At 70.9% G+C, this 16475-nt stretch carries 15 protein-coding genes; 6 read left to right on the forward strand and 9 right to left on the reverse strand.

What is annotated here, in order from left to right; all coding sequences use genetic code 11:
* Window positions 1-34: 34 nt before the first annotated feature.
* On the reverse strand, window positions 35-1003 hold the full coding sequence (locus BLV76_RS19610; protein ID WP_090971365.1) for a heme o synthase: 969 nt from the start codon (window positions 1001-1003) through the stop codon (window positions 35-37).
* 218 nt (window positions 1004-1221) lie between these two features.
* Here BLV76_RS19610 and tkt point away from each other — a divergent pair, with 218 nt between their 5' ends.
* From tkt to pgl, 6 genes are read left to right on the forward strand one after another with little or no spacing between them, the layout of a single operon-like run.
* Window positions 1222-3351, forward strand: a complete 2130-nt coding sequence (gene tkt, locus BLV76_RS19615) for a transketolase (protein WP_090971367.1) — start codon at window positions 1222-1224, stop codon at window positions 3349-3351.
* Window positions 3352-3392: 41 nt separating this feature from the next.
* Entirely contained in the window at window positions 3393-4508 is a 1116-nt protein-coding gene (gene tal, locus BLV76_RS19620; RefSeq protein WP_090971369.1) for a transaldolase, read from the forward strand.
* Window positions 4505-6160 carry a glucose-6-phosphate isomerase gene (gene pgi / locus BLV76_RS19625; protein ID WP_090971371.1) on the forward strand — a complete coding sequence of 552 codons (1656 nt, stop codon included), beginning with the start codon at window positions 4505-4507 and terminating at the stop codon, window positions 6158-6160. Before tal ends, pgi begins: the two co-directional genes overlap by 4 nt.
* On the forward strand, window positions 6157-7680 hold the full coding sequence (zwf, locus tag BLV76_RS19630) for a glucose-6-phosphate dehydrogenase (protein ID WP_090971373.1): 1524 nt from the start codon (window positions 6157-6159) through the stop codon (window positions 7678-7680). The genes pgi and zwf overlap by 4 nt, the downstream gene beginning before the upstream one ends.
* Window positions 7680-8591 (forward strand): glucose-6-phosphate dehydrogenase assembly protein OpcA, encoded by a 912-nt coding sequence (locus BLV76_RS19635; protein WP_090971375.1) that lies wholly within the window; start codon window positions 7680-7682, stop codon window positions 8589-8591. Before zwf ends, BLV76_RS19635 begins: the two co-directional genes overlap by 1 nt.
* On the forward strand, window positions 8588-9316 hold the full coding sequence (pgl, locus tag BLV76_RS19640) for a 6-phosphogluconolactonase (protein ID WP_090971376.1): 729 nt from the start codon (window positions 8588-8590) through the stop codon (window positions 9314-9316). Before BLV76_RS19635 ends, pgl begins: the two co-directional genes overlap by 4 nt.
* An 80-nt stretch (window positions 9317-9396) precedes the next feature.
* Here pgl and BLV76_RS19645 read toward each other — a convergent pair whose 3' ends face one another.
* The 8 genes from BLV76_RS19645 to BLV76_RS19680 form a co-directional block, all read right to left on the reverse strand.
* Entirely contained in the window at window positions 9397-10413 is a 1017-nt protein-coding gene (locus BLV76_RS19645; RefSeq protein ID WP_139306639.1) for a hypothetical protein, read from the reverse strand.
* Between the two features lie 131 nt (window positions 10414-10544).
* A complete protein-coding gene (locus tag BLV76_RS19650; protein ID WP_090971380.1) occupies window positions 10545-10907 on the reverse strand; it encodes an RNA polymerase-binding protein RbpA in 363 nt (120 codons plus the stop codon).
* Between the two features lie 33 nt (window positions 10908-10940).
* Window positions 10941-11180 (reverse strand): preprotein translocase subunit SecG, encoded by a 240-nt coding sequence (secG, locus tag BLV76_RS19655; RefSeq protein ID WP_090971382.1) that lies wholly within the window; start codon window positions 11178-11180, stop codon window positions 10941-10943.
* Window positions 11181-11224: 44 nt separating this feature from the next.
* On the reverse strand, window positions 11225-11995 hold the full coding sequence (gene tpiA, locus BLV76_RS19660; RefSeq protein WP_090973006.1) for a triose-phosphate isomerase: 771 nt from the start codon (window positions 11993-11995) through the stop codon (window positions 11225-11227).
* Window positions 11996-12026: 31 nt separating this feature from the next.
* Entirely contained in the window at window positions 12027-13229 is a 1203-nt protein-coding gene (locus BLV76_RS19665; protein WP_090971384.1) for a phosphoglycerate kinase, read from the reverse strand.
* 3 nt (window positions 13230-13232) lie between these two features.
* A complete protein-coding gene (gene gap, locus BLV76_RS19670) occupies window positions 13233-14228 on the reverse strand; it encodes a type I glyceraldehyde-3-phosphate dehydrogenase (protein WP_090971386.1) in 996 nt (331 codons plus the stop codon).
* A gap of 201 nt (window positions 14229-14429) precedes the next feature.
* Window positions 14430-15416: a DNA-binding protein WhiA gene (whiA, locus tag BLV76_RS19675; protein ID WP_090971388.1), complete on the reverse strand. Its 987-nt coding sequence runs from the start codon at window positions 15414-15416 to the stop codon at window positions 14430-14432.
* A 77-nt stretch (window positions 15417-15493) separates the two neighbouring features.
* Window positions 15494-16474, reverse strand: coding sequence for a gluconeogenesis factor YvcK family protein (locus tag BLV76_RS19680; RefSeq protein ID WP_090971390.1), 981 nt, complete (start codon window positions 16472-16474; stop codon window positions 15494-15496).
* Window position 16475: the final 1 nt, after the last annotated feature.

The following is a 16475-nucleotide window of genomic DNA, read 5'->3' on the forward strand; positions in this document are numbered from 1 at the left end:
TTCGCCATTCCCACGCGAAACCCACAGGGATGCGCTAGCGCGACAGCAGGGGGTCCAGGGCAACCGCGACGAACACCAGCGACAGGTAGAGATTCGACGCGTGGAAGAGGCGCATCGGGTTGATCTCGCCCAGCACGTCCGACGCCTTCGCGCGCCGCCACATGCGGTGCGCCTCGACCAGGAACACGGCGCCGAGGACGGCGACCGCGATCGGGTAGACCAGGCTCGTGCCGGCCACCGGCCAGAGCAGCAGGGACGTCGCGACCATCACCCAGCTGTAGACCACGATCTGCCGGCCGACCTCGGCGGCCGGCTTGACCACGGGCAGCATCGGGACGTCGACGTTGCGGTAGTCCTCGCGGTAGCGCAGGGCCAGCGCCCACGTGTGCGGGGGCGTCCAGAAGAAGACGACCAGGAACAGGACCACCGGCGTCCAGGCCAGCTCGCCGGTCACCGCCGTCCAGCCGATCAGGGCAGGGAAGCACCCGGCCAGACCGCCCCAGACGATGTTCTGGGTCGTGCGGCGCTTGAGCAGCATCGTGTAGACGAAGACGTAGAACGCGTTGGCGCCCAGCGAGAGTGCCGCGGAGAGTCCGTTGACCCCCCACCAGAGGACCGCGGTCGAGACGACGGCGAGCACCGTGGCGAAGACCAGGGCCGAGCGGGCGGTGACGATGTGCCGCGGCAGGGCCCTGCGTCGGGTCCGCCGCATCTGCTCGTCGATGTCGCGGTCGTAGACGCAGTTGTACGCCGACGCCGACCCCGCCGAGAGCGTGCCGCCGATGACGGTCCACACGACGAGCACCAGGTCCGGGATGCCGCGCTCGGCGAAGAACATCACCGGCACCGTGGTCAGCAGGAGCAGCTCGATGACACGCGGCTTGGTGAGCCCGACGTAGGCACCGACGACGTCGCGCCAGGTCTTGGGACCGTCGTGCTGGGCACCCTCGTCACCGGTCGACTGCCGGTCGGACGCAGCAGCGTGCGGGCCGACATGGGACACGGTGGGGACCTCGGACTGACGGAAGATGGGACGCTGACTTCTGGAAGCGTAAGGGGCTGTCCACAGCGACCGGAATCCAGTGTCCGGGACCACCCTCGGGCGGGGTCGAGTCTACGCGGCCACGGGGATAGGCTCGCAGTCGAGGCCACCCAGTAGGGGCTGTGATCCCGCACTCCCCTCCCCCGCACTGGCCCCGAACTCCATCGAGAGGAACTGCGTTGACCGAGAAGTCCGCCCTGCCCGCCACGCTCGAGTGGACCGAGATCGACGACAAGGCCGTCGACACCGTCCGCGTGCTGGCGATGGACGCAGTGCAGAAGGTCGGCAACGGCCACCCCGGCACGGCCATGAGCCTGGCCCCCGCGGCGTACCTCCTCTTCCAGAAGGTGATGCGCCACGACCCGGCCGACCCGGAGTGGATAGCGCGCGACCGCTTCGTGCTCTCCTGCGGCCACTCGAGCATCTCGCTCTACATCCAGCTCTTCCTCGGCGGCTACGGCCTCGAGCTCGACGACATCAAGGCGCTGCGCACGTGGGGCTCGAAGACCCCCGGACACCCCGAGCTCGGCCACACCGCCGGCGTCGAGGTGACCACCGGGCCGCTCGGCCAGGGCGTCGGCAACGCGGTCGGGATGGCCATGTCGGGCCGTCGCGTCCACGGCATGCTCGACCCCGAGGCAGGGGCCGGCGAGAGCCTCTTCGACCACCAGGTCTACGCCATCGCCTCCGACGGCGACCTCGAGGAGGGCGTCAGCTCCGAGGCGAGCTCGATCGCCGGCACCCAGAAGCTCGGCAACCTCACCGTGATCTACGACCGCAACCGCATCTCCATCGAGGGCGACACCGACATCGCCTTCACCGAGGACGTGGCGAAGCGCTACGAGGCCTACGGCTGGCACGTGCAGACCGTCGACTGGACCAACGGCGGCACCGACTACGTCGAGGACGTCCCCGCGCTCTACTCCGCCATCCGCAAGGCGCACGCGAAGAGCGACCAGCCGTCGCTGATCGTCCTCGACACCGTCATCGCGTGGCCGGCGCCGAACGCCCAGGGCACCGAGGCCGCCCACGGCAGTGCCCTCGGCGCCGACGAGGTGGCCGCCACCAAGAAGGTCCTCGGCTTCGACCCCGACCAGACCTTCGAGGTCCCGGCCGGCGTCCTCGAGCACACCCGCCAGCTGCGCGAGCGCGGCGCCGCGTGGGGTGCGGAGTGGGACGAGAAGTACGCCGCCTGGGCCGCCAAGCACGCCGACGCCGCCGAGCTGCTGCACCGGCTCAAGCGCCGGGAGATGCCCGTCGGCCTCAACGACGCGCTGCCGACCTTCCCGGCCGACGCGAAGGGCGTCGCCACCCGCTCGGCCTCGGGCAAGGTGATCAACGCGCTGGCCCCCGTCCTGCCGGAGCTGTGGGGCGGCTCCGCCGACCTCGCCGGGTCCAACAACACCACGATCACCAGCGCTCCGTCGGTCGGCCCCGAGGTCGCCGAGGTGGGCGAGTGGAGCACCGACCCCTTCCACGGCCGGGTCCTCCACTTCGGCATCCGCGAGCACGGCATGGGCGCGATCATGAACGGCATCGCGGCCGACCGCCTGACCCGCGTGTTCGGCGGCACCTTCCTCACCTTCTCCGACTACATGCGAGGCGCCGTCCGCGTGGCCGCGCTGAGCAAGCTGCCGGTCACCTACGTGTGGACCCACGACTCGATCGGGCTCGGCGAGGACGGCCCCACGCACCAGCCGATCGAGCACCTCGCTGCGCTGCGTGCGATGCCCGGCCTCGACGTCGTACGTCCCGGGGACGCCAACGAGACCGTCGCTGCGTGGCAGGCGATCCTCAGCCGCACCAACTCACCGGCAGCGCTCGCGCTCACCCGCCAGAACGTGCCGGTCTTCCCGCGCGGGGACGACGCCGAGACGGGGCAGCACTGGGGTTCCACCGAGGGCGTCGCCCGCGGTGCCTACGTGCTGCTCGACTCCGAGAAGGGCACGCCCGACGTGGTGCTGATCGGCACGGGGTCCGAGGTCCAGCTCGCCGTCGAGGCGCGCCGCCTGCTCGCCGAGGACGGCATCGACGCCCGCGTGGTCTCGATGCCCTGCCTGGAGTGGTTCGACGAGCAGGACGAGTCCTACCGCGACACCGTCCTGCCGCCGACGGTCAAGGCCCGCGTCTCCGTCGAGGCCGGCGTCAAGCAGGGCTGGCGCGAGGTCGTCGGCGACCAGGGCCGGATCATCTCGATCGACCACTACGGCGCCTCGGCCGACTACGCCCGGATCTACACCGAGTTCGGCATCACCGCGCAGGCTGTCGCCGACGCGGCGCGCGACAGCATCGCCGTCGTCACCGCCTGACCACTTCTGATCGTCCCACCCACCACGCACGGGAGAACCCCATGAACGACCGTCTCAAGGCCCTGGCTGACGCCGGGGTGTCCATCTGGCTCGACGACCTGTCCCGGGAGCGACTGCAGACGGGCAACCTCGCCGAGCTGGTCGAGAACAGCAACGTCGTCGGCGTGACGTCCAACCCGGCGATCTTCCAGGCCGCGCTGTCCGACGGCGAGCGCTACGACCCGCAGGTCCGCGAGCTCGCGGCCGCCGGTGCCGACGTCGAGAAGGCGACCCAGACCATCACCACCGACGACGTCCGCGAGGCGTGCAAGGTGCTGCGTCCCGTCTTCGACGTGACCGACGGGGTCGACGGTCGCGTGTCGATCGAGGTCTCTCCCGGCCTGGCGCACGACACCGACCAGACCGTCGCGGAGGCCGCCGAGCTGTGGCGCATCGTCGACCAGCCCAACCTGCTGATCAAGATCCCGGGCACCAAGGAGGGCTGGCCGGCCATCACCGAGACCATCGGCGCCGGGATCTCGGTCAACGTGACGCTGATCTTCGGCCTCGAGCAGTACCGCAACGTGATGGAGGCCTACGTCGCCGGCCTCGAGAAGGCCGTGGCCAACGGCCACGAGCTCGCCGACATCCACTCGGTGGCGTCGTTCTTCGTCTCGCGCGTCGACGGCGAGATCGACAAGCGCCTCGAGGCCACCACCGAGGGGCCCGGCACCGACCCGGCCCTGCGCGGCAAGGCGGGCGTCGCCAACGCCCGGCTGGCCTTCAAGCTCTACGAGGAGTTCTTCGCCGGTGAGCGCTGGGAGGCGCTCGAGGCGCAGGGCGCCCGCAAGCAGCGCCCGCTGTGGGCCTCGACCGGCGTGAAGAACCCCGACTACGACGACACGATGTACGTGGTCGACCTCGTCGTCGAGGACACCGTCAACACGATGCCGGAGAAGACCCTCGACGCCGTCGCCGACCACGGCGAGGTGCGCGGCGACCGGGTGCGCCCGTTCTACGACGACGCCGCCGCCCACATGCAGGCGCTGGCGGATGCCGGGATCGACTACGACGACGTGATCCAGGTGCTGCTCCAGGAGGGCGTCGAGAAGTTCCTCGTCGCGTGGGACGAGCTCCAGACGACCCTGGCCGCCTCGCTCGAGGCCGCGCGCAAGTGAGCACGGGGCCGGTGGATCCGACGACGACGCCGGCCTGGGAGGAGCTGGCCGCCCTGGCGGCCGGCTTCACGCCCGACCTGCGCGGCTGGTTCGACGACGACGCGGGCCGGACGGCGTCCCTGACCCACCAGGCGGGCGACCTGCACGTCGACCTCTCGAAGACCTTCCTGCGGGACGACGTGCTCGCCGCCCTGCTCGACCTCGCTGCGCAGACCGGCGTCGTCGAGCGGCGCGACGCGATGTTCGCCGGCGCCCACATCAACACCACCGAGGACCGCGCGGTGCTGCACACCGCACTGCGCCTGCCCGCTGACGCGTCGCTGACGGTCGACGGCCAGGACGTCGTGGCCGACGTCCACGAGGTGCTGGACCGAGTGGGCGCCTTCGCGGAACGGGTGCGTTCCGGCACCTGGACCGGGGTCACCGGCAAGCGGATCGAGACGGTCGTCAACATCGGCATCGGTGGGTCCGACCTCGGTCCGGTGATGGCCTACGAGGCGCTCGAGCCCTACCACCAGGACGGCCTGACCTGCCGGTTCATCAGCAACATCGACCCGACCGACGCCGGGCAGGAGCTCAAGGGCCTCGACCCGGAGACCACGCTTTTCATCGTCTCCAGCAAGACCTTCGGCACCCTCGAGACCCTCACCAACGCCCGGTTGTGCCGGTCCTGGCTCCTCGACCACCTGCCCGCCGGCAGCGACCCGGAGGCCGCCGTCGCGCAGCACTTCGTCGCCGTCTCCACCGCCCTCGACAAGGTCGCCGAGTTCGGCATCGACCCGGACAACGCCTTCGGCTTCTGGGACTGGGTGGGTGGCCGCTACTCGATGGACTCCGCCATCGGACTGTCCCTGGTGATCGCCGTCGGTCCCGAACGGTTCACCGAGATGCTCGCCGGGTTCCACACGGTCGACGAGCACTTCCGGACCACCCCGGCGGCCGACAACGTGCCACTGCTGATGGGCCTGCTCAACGTCTGGTACACCAACTTCCTCGGCGCCCACACGCACGCGGTCCTCCCCTACTCCCAGCTGCTGCACCGGTTCCCGGCCTACCTCCAGCAGCTCACCATGGAGTCCAACGGCAAGGGTGTGCGCTGGGACGGCACGGAGGTCTCCTACGACACCGGTGAGGTGTTCTGGGGCGAGCCCGGCACCAACGGCCAGCACGCCTTCTACCAGCTCATCCACCAGGGGACCCGGCTGATCCCGGCGGACTTCATCGCCTTCGCGCGGCCGGCGTACGCCCTCGCCGACGGCGACACGGACGTGCACGAGCTCTTCCTGGCGAACTTCTTCGCACAGACCAAGGCGCTCGCCTTCGGCAAGACCGCCGACGAGGTGCGGGCCGAGGGGGTCGCGGAGGACCTGGTGTCCGCGCGCACGTTCCCGGGCAACCGGCCGACCACGTCGATCATGGCGCCCGAGCTGAGCCCGGGCGTGCTCGGGCAGCTGATCGCGCTCTACGAGCACCTCACGTTCGTCGAGGGCGCGGTATGGGGCATCGACAGCTTCGACCAGTGGGGCGTCGAGCTCGGCAAGCAGCTCGCCCAGCAGCTGCGGCCCGCCGTGTCCGGCGATGCCGACGTCGCCGCCGAGCAGGACGCGTCCACGCAGTCCCTCATCCGCTACTACCAGGAGCACCGAGGATGACCTACACCAATCCGTTGCGCGACCCGCAGGACCGACGGCTGCCCCGCATCGCCGGCCCGTGCGGGATGGTGCTCTTCGGCGTCACCGGCGACCTGTCGCGCAAGAAGGTCATGCCGGCGATCTACGACCTCGCCAACCGCGGGCTTCTGCCGCCGGGCTTCAGCCTCGTCGGCTTCGCCCGCCGCGACTGGGCCGACCAGGACTTCGCGCAGATCGTGCACGACGCGGTCAAGGAGCACGCCCGTACGCCGTTCCGCGAGGAGGTCTGGAAGCAGCTGTCCGAGGGCTTCCGGTTCGTCCCCGGCAACTTCGACGACGACGACGCCTTCGACAACCTGCGCCGCACGGTCGAGGAGCTCGACCAGCTGCGCGGCACCGGCGGCAACATGGCGTTCTACCTCGCCATCCCGCCGGCGTTCTTCGGCACCGTCGTGGGCCAGCTCAAGGAGCACGGCCTCGCCGACCCGGGTCCGGACCAGTGGCGCCGGGTGGTCGTGGAGAAGCCCTTCGGCCACGACCTCAAGTCGGCCCAGGAGCTCAACGCGACGCTCGCGGGCGTCTTCCCGTCGGGGTCGGTCTTCCGGATCGACCACTACCTCGGCAAGGAGACGGTCCAGAACATCCTGGCGATGCGCTTCGCCAACAACATGTTCGAGCCGATCTGGAACTCCAACTACGTCGACCACGTGCAGATCACGATGGCCGAGGACATCGGCATCGGCGGCCGCGCCGGCTACTACGACGGCATCGGCGCCGCCCGCGACGTCATCCAGAACCACCTCCTCCAACTGATGGCGCTGGTCGCCATGGAGGAGCCGATCGCGTTCGACGCCGAGAGCCTGCGGATCGAGAAGCAGAAGGTGCTCGCCTCGGCGAAGCTGCCGGCGCGGCTCGACCTCTCGACCGCGCGGGGGCAGTACATGCCCGGCTGGGCCGGGGGCGAGAAGGTCATCGGCTTCCTCGACGAGGAGGGGATCAAGAAGACCTCCACCACCGAGACCTTCGCCGCGATCACCGTCAACGTCGACACCCGCCGCTGGGCCGGCGTGCCGTTCTACCTGCGCACCGGCAAGCGCCTGGGTCGCCGGGTGACCGAGGTCGCCGTGGTGTTCAAGAAGGCGCCCCACCTGCCGTTCACGTCGACCGCCACCGAGGACCTCACCCAGAACGCGCTCGTGATCCGGGTCCAGCCCGACGAGGGCATGACCATGCGGTTCGGCGCGAAGGTGCCCGGCACGGCGATGGAGATCCGCGACGTCAACATGGACTTCGCCTACGGCGGCTCCTTCACCGAGGCCAGCGCCGAGGCCTACGAGCGGCTCATCCTCGACGTCCTGCTCGGCGACCCGCCGCTCTTCCCGCGGCACGAGGAGGTCGAGCTGTCCTGGAAGATCCTCGACCCGGTCATGGAGCACTGGGCGAAGAAGGGCAAGCCGGACCCCTACGACTCCGGCACCTGGGGACCGGAGTCCGCGGACAAGATGATGGCCCGCGACGGCCGGACCTGGAGGCGACCCTGATGATCGAGCTCACCGACACCAACTCGTCGTCGATCGCGGCCGAGTTCGTCCGCTCCCGCGTCCGGGCCGGGAGCCCGGCGATGGGCATGGTCATGACGCTGATCATCGTGGCGCCCGAGGACGACGCCGCCGAGGCGATGGAGGCCGCCAAGCGCGCCTCGCGCGAGCACCCGTCGCGCGTGCTCGGCGTGATCCTCGGCGACGCGCGAGGCGCCGCGCAGGTCAACGCCCAGGTCGGCAGCGGCGACGGCTGGGGCGGCGAGACCGCCCTCATCCGGCTCAAGGGCGAGGTGGTGAAGCACGCCGAGTCGGTGGTGCTGCCGCTCCTGCTCCCCGACTCCCCCGTCGCGATCTGGTGGCCCACCTCCGCGCCGGCGAACCCGGCAGCGGACCCGCTCGGTGCGATCGCGCAGCGGCGCATCACCGACTCGGCCGCCGTCTCGCGTGGCAAGTCCACGGCGATGCTCACCCAGTGCGAGACCTACGCCGCCGGCAACACCGACCTCAGCTGGACCCGGCTCACGCCGTGGCGCGCGCTGCTCGCCGCGGCGCTCGACCAGCACCCGCTCAAGGTGACCGGCGCCAAGGTCACCGCCGAGCGGGTGAGCCCCAGCGCCGACCTGCTCGTCGCGTGGCTGGCCGACCGGCTCAAGGTCGAGGTCACCCGCGGGAACTCAGAAGGCCCCGGCATCACCGAGGTCACGATGGACACCAAGGAGGGGCCGATCCGCATCGCGCGCGGCGACGGCCGGCTGGCGACCTTCACCTCGCCCAACCGGCCCGACCGCCCGGTCGCACTCAAGCGTCGCGAGGTCCCCGCCCTCCTGGCCGAGGAGCTGCGCCGCCTCGACGAGGACGACGTCTACGCCGAGGTCGCCATGCGACTCGTCAAGCTCCGGGGCAAGAAGTGACCGGCGCACCCGTGGTCCGCCGTCACGACGACTCCGACACTCTCGTCGGCGACGTCGCCTCGGCGCTGCTCGAGCGGATCGAGGCCGCGCAGGCGCGTGGCGAGGTGCCCCACATCGGCCTCACCGGCGGCACCATCGCCGACGCGCTGCACCGCGAGCTCGCCCGCCGGGCGCCGGACTCGTCCGTCGAATGGTCCCGGATCGCGTTCTGGTGGGGCGACGAGCGCTTCGTGCCCGCCGACTCCCCCGACCGCAACGCCCTCCAGGCACGCGAGGCACTCCTCGACCACGTCCCGGTCGATGAGGCCCACGTGCACGAGGTACCGGCCAGCGACCAGGTGGCCACCGCGGAGGACGCGGCGTCGTCGTACAGCGCCAGCATGCGTGAGCACGGCGCCGGCTCCTTCGAGGTGCTGATGCTGGGCATCGGCCCCGACGGCCACTGCGCGTCGATGTTCCCGGGGCACCCGGCGCTCGGCGCTCGTGACGCGATCGCCGTCGCCGTCCACGACTCCCCCAAGCCACCGCCGGACCGGGTCACCCTCACCTTCGAGGCGATGGAGCGGTCCCGCGCGGTGTGGTTCATCGCCAGCGGCGAGGGCAAGGCCGAGGCGGTCGCCCGTGCCCTCGCGCCCGAGGGCACCGTCGAGGAGACCCCGGCCCGCGGCGTGCGCGGCGAGGAGACCGTCTGGTGGCTCGACGAGGAAGCGGCCTCCGCCCTCTGACCGGGCGGTTCCTCCCCGTCAGCCCCGCCGACCGGGCGGTTCCTCCCCGTCAGCCCCGCCGACCGGGCGGTTCCTCCCCGTCACGACCACCCACCGGGCGGTTCCTCCCCGTCATCGAGAGAGGTCGATGTACGTCGTGTGGCGCAGGTGGTGGGCCGCCGCGGCGAGGGTGTGGCCTCGCCGCAAGATGTCAGCGGCAGCGAGCTCGGGACGTAGACGTCGACCTTCGTGAAGACCTCGATGCTCCAGTCGCGGTGCTCCTCGAGCCAGGCGATGCGATCCTCGTCGTGCTCCTCGTCGTCCGTCCCGTGGAACTGCTCACCGAAGTACTCGGCGCCGTACCTGGCCTCGGGGTCACCGACGTCGATCCGGTACGTGGGTCGACCATCGTCGTCGTACTCCCAGATCTGGGTCTTCGGCTCGCCGATGTCAGCATCGTGCCAGTGCAGTCGCAGGGCGCTCTCGGGAGGCGACTCCGCACCGAGGTCTCCCAGCGGAGCGAGGGCACGCAGCTGCACGACACCCCGATGTCCCTTGAACCGGTCGACCTCGGCGAGCAGCTCGGAGTGGTCGAGCCCGGCCCGCAGGAAGCCGTCGACGGCAGCCAGGGCGTCGTACCGCCACAGCCGGCGGCCGAGGTCGCACGCCGTGCGGAGCTTGGTGGTCAGTCGAAGGCCACCCACGACGGTGATGTCCGATGGGACGAAGTCCCTGATTCCGCTCTCGATGCCCGGCCGACGCATCCGGCTGCCGGCGCTGCTGACAACGTCGAGCCGGGGCATCAGATGGATCGCCGAACGAGGGAGGGCGTCGACTCCGTGGACCCAGGCCGCCGTCCGATCCACGACGACCGCGTGATCCGGGACCACGAGCTGGAGCGCGCCCACCCGCAGTCCCAGCGAGTCCTGGACCTGGCTCGCGACGAACACACCACGGAGGAGCGGCCAGATGAGGCCGCGCTCGACGAGCCTCGCGCGAAGGCTCGCGCGCACTCCCATAGCGTCTGCCTCCCTGGCCGTGAACGGGCGGTCCAGCGGCAGCGGAGAGTCGGACCCGAGCAGGACGGCATCGCGCGCCCACGGTGGCATGACATGCATGCAGACACGCTGGACCACGGGAGGCCATCCTCGCCCGCGTCATCCACAGGCAGGCGCCGAAGTGCCCGGTCGCCACGCAGGACGGGGACAAAGCGCCCGGTCGCCAGGCAGGACGGGGACAAAGCGCCCGGTCAGAAGATGATGTCGCCGGACTTGCGACGGCTGCGGAGCAGGGCGACGGCCTCGTCGAGGATGTCGGCCGCCTCGGTCTCGCTGCGACGCTCCTTGACGTAGGCGAGGTGCGTCTTGTAGGGCTCGATCTTCGGCGCCGGCGGCGGGTTCTCCGAGTCCAGGCTGGCCGGGAGGCCGCACTTGGGGCAGTCCCACGAGTCGGGGGCGGAGGCCTCGATCGCGAAGGTGACCACCGAGCGGTGGTCGTGGCTGCAGAAGTAGGTCACCGTCTGCCGCGGCGCGGCCTCTCCGCGCTCCGCCTCGCCCATCGGGCCAGCCCCGACCCGACTTCCGCGGATCGCGTTTCCACCACCACCAGCCACCGGGGGCTCCTTCTCAAGAGTCTCAGAGGGGAATCAGTTGCCCTGGTAGGCCATGAGGAGGCCCAGGGCGATGATGCAGGCAAACCAGATGACGCCGACGCCGACCGTGAACCGGTCGAGGTTGCGCTCAGCCACCGACGATCCCCCCAGGCTGCTGGAGACGCCGCCGCCGAACATGTCGGACAGGCCGCCGCCTCGCCCCTTGTGGAGGAGGACCAGCAGGATCATGATCGCGCTCGCAAGGACGAGCAGGATGGTGAAGAGCAGAATCACGGTCGGAAGCCTACGTCACTCGTCGTCGAAGCCGGTGCTCGGCCTCAGAGGACGGGCATGTCGTAGAACCGGCAGATGCCGCCGAACTCGTCGACCTGCAGGCTCGCGCCACCGACGAGGCAGCCGTCGACGTCGGCCTTGTCCATGATCCCGCCGACGTTGCCCGCCTTGACCGAGCCGCCGTAGAGGATCCGGAGGCCGTCGGCCGCCGCGTCCCCGTGCACCTCGCGAACGCGCACGCGGATGGCCGCGCAGACCTCCTGCGCGTCGTCGGGGGTGGCGACCTCACCGGTGCCGATGGCCCACACGGGCTCGTAGGCCACGACGAGGCCGGCGACCTGCTCGGCGGTGAAGCCCGCGAGCGAGCCGTCGACCTGCGACAGCGTGAAGGGCACGTGCTCGCCCGCCTGGCGTACGTCGAGGCCCTCCCCGACGCACACGATCGGGACCATGCCGGCCGCGAGCGACTTGTGCGCCTTGGCGTTGACCAGCTCGTCGCTCTCGCCGTGGTACATCCGGCGCTCCGAGTGGCCCACGACGACGTAGGAGCAGCCCAGCTTGGACAGCATCGCGGCGGAGATCTCACCGGTGTAGGCGCCGTTGTCGTGGACGGAGACGTCCTGGGCGCCGTAGCGGATCGAGAGACGGTCACCGTCGACCAGCGTCTGCACCGAGCGGATGTCGGTGAACGGCGGGACGACGACGACCTCGGCCTTGGCGTAGTCGTGGCGCTTGTCGGACAGCGTCCACGCCAGCTTCTGCACCAGCACCACCGCTTCCTGGTGGTTGAGGTTCATCTTCCAGTTGCCCGCCATCAGGGGCGTGCGGTCGTGCTTGGCCACGGGTTCAGTCCCTCTCGAGTACAGCGATGCCCGGGAGCTCCTTGCCCTCCAGGAACTCCAACGACGCGCCTCCGCCGGTGGAGATGTGGCCGAACGCGGCCTCGTCGAAGCCGAGCTGGCGCACGGCCGCGGCGGAGTCGCCGCCGCCGACCACCGAGAGCCCGGAGACCTCGGTGAGTGCCTGCGCGACGGCGCGGGTGCCGTCTGCGAAGGCGGCCACCTCGAACACGCCCATCGGGCCGTTCCAGAAGACCGTGCGGGCGTCGGCCAGGGCCGCCGCGAAGGCGGCTGCCGACTCGGGCCCGATGTCGAGGCCGAGGGCGTCGGCCGGGATCTCCGAGGCGGGTACGACGCTGGGCTGGGGCTCGCGGTCGCCCGACGGGAACGCCGTGTCGACCACGACGTCGGTCGGGAGCAGGATCTCCACGCCCCGGTCCGCCGCCTCGGTGAGGTAGCGGGTGCAGGTGTCGAGCTGGTCGGCCTCGAGCAGGCTCTTGCCGACCTCGTGGCCCTGGGCCTTGAGGAAGGTGAAGACCATGCCACCACCGATGAGCAGCTTGTCGGCCTTGTCGATCAGGTTGTCGATGACGCCGAGCTTGTCGGACACCTTCGAGCCGCCGAGCACCACCACGTAGGGGCGCTCGGGGTGCTCGGTGAGCCGGCGCAGCACGTCGACCTCTGCCGCGACCAGCCCGCCCATGGCGGACGGGAGCCGGAGCGCGACGTCGTACACGCTCGCCTGCTTGCGGTGGACGACGCCGAAGCCGTCGGAGACGAAGGCGTCGGCCAGCTGGGCGAGCTGGTCGGCGAACGCCGCGCGCACCGCGTCGTCCTTGCTGGTCTCGCCGTCGTTGAAGCGGACGTTCTCCAGGACGGCGATCTCGCCGTCCTGGAGCGCGGCCACGGTCTCCGTCGCGTCGGCACCGACGGTGTCGGTCGCGAACGCGACCGGCTTGCCGAGGAGCTCCGCCAGCCGTGCGGCGACGGGCCGGAGGGAGTACTTCGGGTCGGGCGAGCCGTCCGGGCGGCCGAGGTGGGCGGTGACGACCACCTTGGCCCCCGCGTCGGACAGCTGCTGGATGGTCGGCACGCTCGCGCGGATCCGCCCGTCGTCGGTGATGGTGGTGCCGTCAAGGGGCACGTTGAGGTCCGAGCGGACCAGGACGCGCTTGCCGGTCAGGTCACCCAGCGAGGAGATGTCGGACATGGATCAGAGCGAGGCGCCGACGTGGGTGATCAGGTCGGCGAGGCGGTTGGAGTAGCCCCACTCGTTGTCATACCAGCCGAGCACCTTGACCTGGTTGCCGATGACCTTGGTCAGCGGCGCGTCGAAGATGCAGGACGCCGGGTCGGTGACGATGTCGGTGGAGACGATCGGGTCGGTCGAGTACTTCAGGTAGCGACCGTCGGCCGCCGCCTTGACGATCTCGTTGACCTCGTCGACGGTCGTCTCGCGGGCGGCCTCGAAGGTGAGGTCGGTGGCCGAGCCGGTCGGGACCGGGACGCGCATGGCGTAGCCGTCGAGCTTGCCCTTGAGCTCCGGGAGGACGAGGCCGATGGCCTTGGCCGCACCGGTCGAGGTCGGGACCATGTTGAGCGCGGCGGCGCGGGCGCGGCGCGGGTCCTTGTGGATGTTGTCCTGGAGGTTCTGGTCCGCGGTGTAGGCGTGGATCGTCGTCATCAGGCCCTTGTTGATGCCGAGGCCGTCGTGGAGCGCCTTCGCCATCGGCGCGAGGCAGTTGGTCGTGCACGAGGCGTTGGAGATGACCGTGTGCGCGGCGGGGTCGTAGAGGCCGTCGTTGACGCCCATCACGATCGTGATGTCCTCGTTGGAGGCGGGCGCCGAGATGATGACCTTCTTCGCGCCGGCGTCGACGTGGGCCTTGGCCTTGGTCGCGTCGGTGAAGAAGCCGGTGGACTCGACGACGACGTCGACGCCCAGGTCGCCCCAGCTGAGGTTGGCGGGGTCGCGCTCGTCGGACACGGCGATCTTCTGGTCGCCGACGAAGATCGAGGTGTCGTCGCTCGACACGTCGGCGTCGAGGCGGCCGAGGATCGAGTCGTACTTGAGCAGGTGCGCGAGCGAGGCGTTGTCGGTGAGGTCGTTGACCCCGACGATCTCGATGTCGGCGCCGGAGGCGCGGACGGCGCGGAAGAAGTTGCGGCCGATGCGGCCGAACCCGTTGATGCCTACGCGGACGGTCATGACTGTTTTCTCCTTGGGTGGGGCCTTCGGTGACCCCGTCGACTGCTCTGGCCTTCGGTGACCAGCATCACCGACCCTAGCGGGTGCGAATCGAGGCTGGACGGGTGGCCGTTCGAAGTACGGACAGGTAACTTGGATCGATCCAATCAGATACGTGAACTGCCGTGGTCCGGTGTCCACGGACCGCGACGGAACGGGCGCTCAGCCCTCGTCGGCCAGCATCTCGGGGGTCAGCGACGCCTCGGTGTCGGGGATGCCGAGCTCCTCGGCGCGCTTGTCGGCCATCGCGAGGAGTCGGCGGATCCGACCGGCGATGGCGTCCTTGGTGAGGACCGGGTCGTGCAGCTGGCCGAGCTCCTCCAGCGAGGCCTGCTTGTGCTCGAGGCGCAGGTTGCCGGCCTGCTGGAGGTGGTCCGGGATCTCCTCGCCGAGGATCTCGAGGGCTCGCTCCACGCGGGCGCCTGCGGCGACCGCGGCACGCGCCGAGCGGCGGAGGTTGGCGTCGTCGAAGTTGGCGAGCCGGTTGGCCGTGGCCCGCACCTCGCGGCGCATCCGGCGCTCCTCCCACGCCATCAGCGACTCGTGGGCGCCGAGGCGGGTGAGCAGCGCGCCGATGGCGTCCCCGTCGCGGATCACGACGCGGTCGACCCCGCGGACCTCGCGGGCCTTCGCCGAGATGCCGAGGCGCCGGGCGACGCCGACGATCGCCAGCGCGGCCTCGGGACCCGGGCAGGTGATCTCGAGCGACGACGAGCGTCCGGGCTCGGTGAGCGAGCCGTGGGCGAGGAAGGCACCGCGCCACGCGGCGACGGCGTCGCAGCCGCCTCCGCTCACGACCGCCGGCGGGAGCCCGCGGACGGGTCGGCCACGCTGGTCGAGCAGGCCCGTCTGGCGCGCGAGCGACTCGCCGTCCTTGGTGACGCGGACGATGTAGCGGCTGCCCTTGCGGATGCCGTTGCCCTGCACCATCACGACGTCGGAGGGGTGGCCGTAGACCTCGGCGATGTCCTTGCGCAGCCTCCGGGCGGCTGCGCCGGTGTCGAGCTCGGCCTCGACGACGATGCGACCGCTCACGATGTGGAGCCCGCCCGCGAAGCGGAGCATCGAGGCGACCTCGGCCTTGCGGCAGCAGGTCTTGGTGATCTGGGTGGAGGCGAGCTCTGCCTTCACCTGCGCCGTCATAGCCATGAGCGGAATCCTGCCATGCAGGTCAACGACCCTCGGCCCGGAGCGGACGGGCGCAGTGCCCGCAGGTGACCTGCGACTCAGCCCTCGTCGACGATCCGACGGAAGGCGGCCGCCAAGCGGTCGGGGTCGTGCCTCGGCTCCCCCGCGACGGCGATGTCGTCGACGACCAGCCGGGCACCTCGCGCGGTCACGGCCCGCTCGAGCCGACGGCGCTCCTCGTCGCCGGCCAGGTCGATGGTCGAGGAGTCGACCAGGACCGCGTGGACGGTCAGGTCGGGGGCGTGCTCGAACAGCACGGCGAGGTGGTCCTCCGGCCCGAAGCCGGTCGTCTCCCCCGCCTGCGCCTCGAGGTTGAGCACGACGACCAGACGTCCCTCGGTCTGGGCCAGCGCCCGCCGCAGGCCCGGCACCATCAGGTGCGGGATGACCGAGCTGAACCACGAACCGGGGCCGAGCACGACCCACTCGGCCGCCAGAACCGCGTCGATGGCCTCCTGGCACGTCGCCGGGTCCTCGGGCACGAGCGCGACCGACTCGATCTGGCCGGCGGTCGTCGCGACCTCGACCTGGCCGCGTACGACGCTGACCTCGTCGGGTCGTCCAGCATCGGCGCCGCGGACGCGGGCGGTGATGTCCATCGGGGTCGTGGCCATCGGGAGCACGCGGCCGTGGGCGCCGAGCAGCCGGCCGACCCAGTCGAGGGCGCGCACGTGGTCGCCCATCAGCTCCCAGAGCCCGACGATCAGCAGGTTGCCGACGACGTGGCCGTTCATCTCGCCGTCCCCGGCGAACCGGTGCTGGAGCACGTCGGCCCAGGTGGTGCCCCACTCGTCGTCGCCGCACAGCGCGGCGAGCGCCATCCGCAGGTCACCCGGAGGCAGGACGCCGAACTCGCCCCGCAGCCGGCCCGACGACCCGCCGTTGTCGGCCACCGTGACGACGGCGGTCAGGTCGTCGATCGTGAGGTCGTCGTGGAGCCGACGCAGGGCCGACAGGGTGGCGAAGAGCCCGTGGCCGCCGCCGAGGGCCACCGCGGCCTGCGCGGTCTGGCGAGCCACC

Source organism: Nocardioides exalbidus (genome assembly GCF_900105585.1).
Taxonomy (GTDB): domain Bacteria; phylum Actinomycetota; class Actinomycetes; order Propionibacteriales; family Nocardioidaceae; genus Nocardioides; species Nocardioides exalbidus.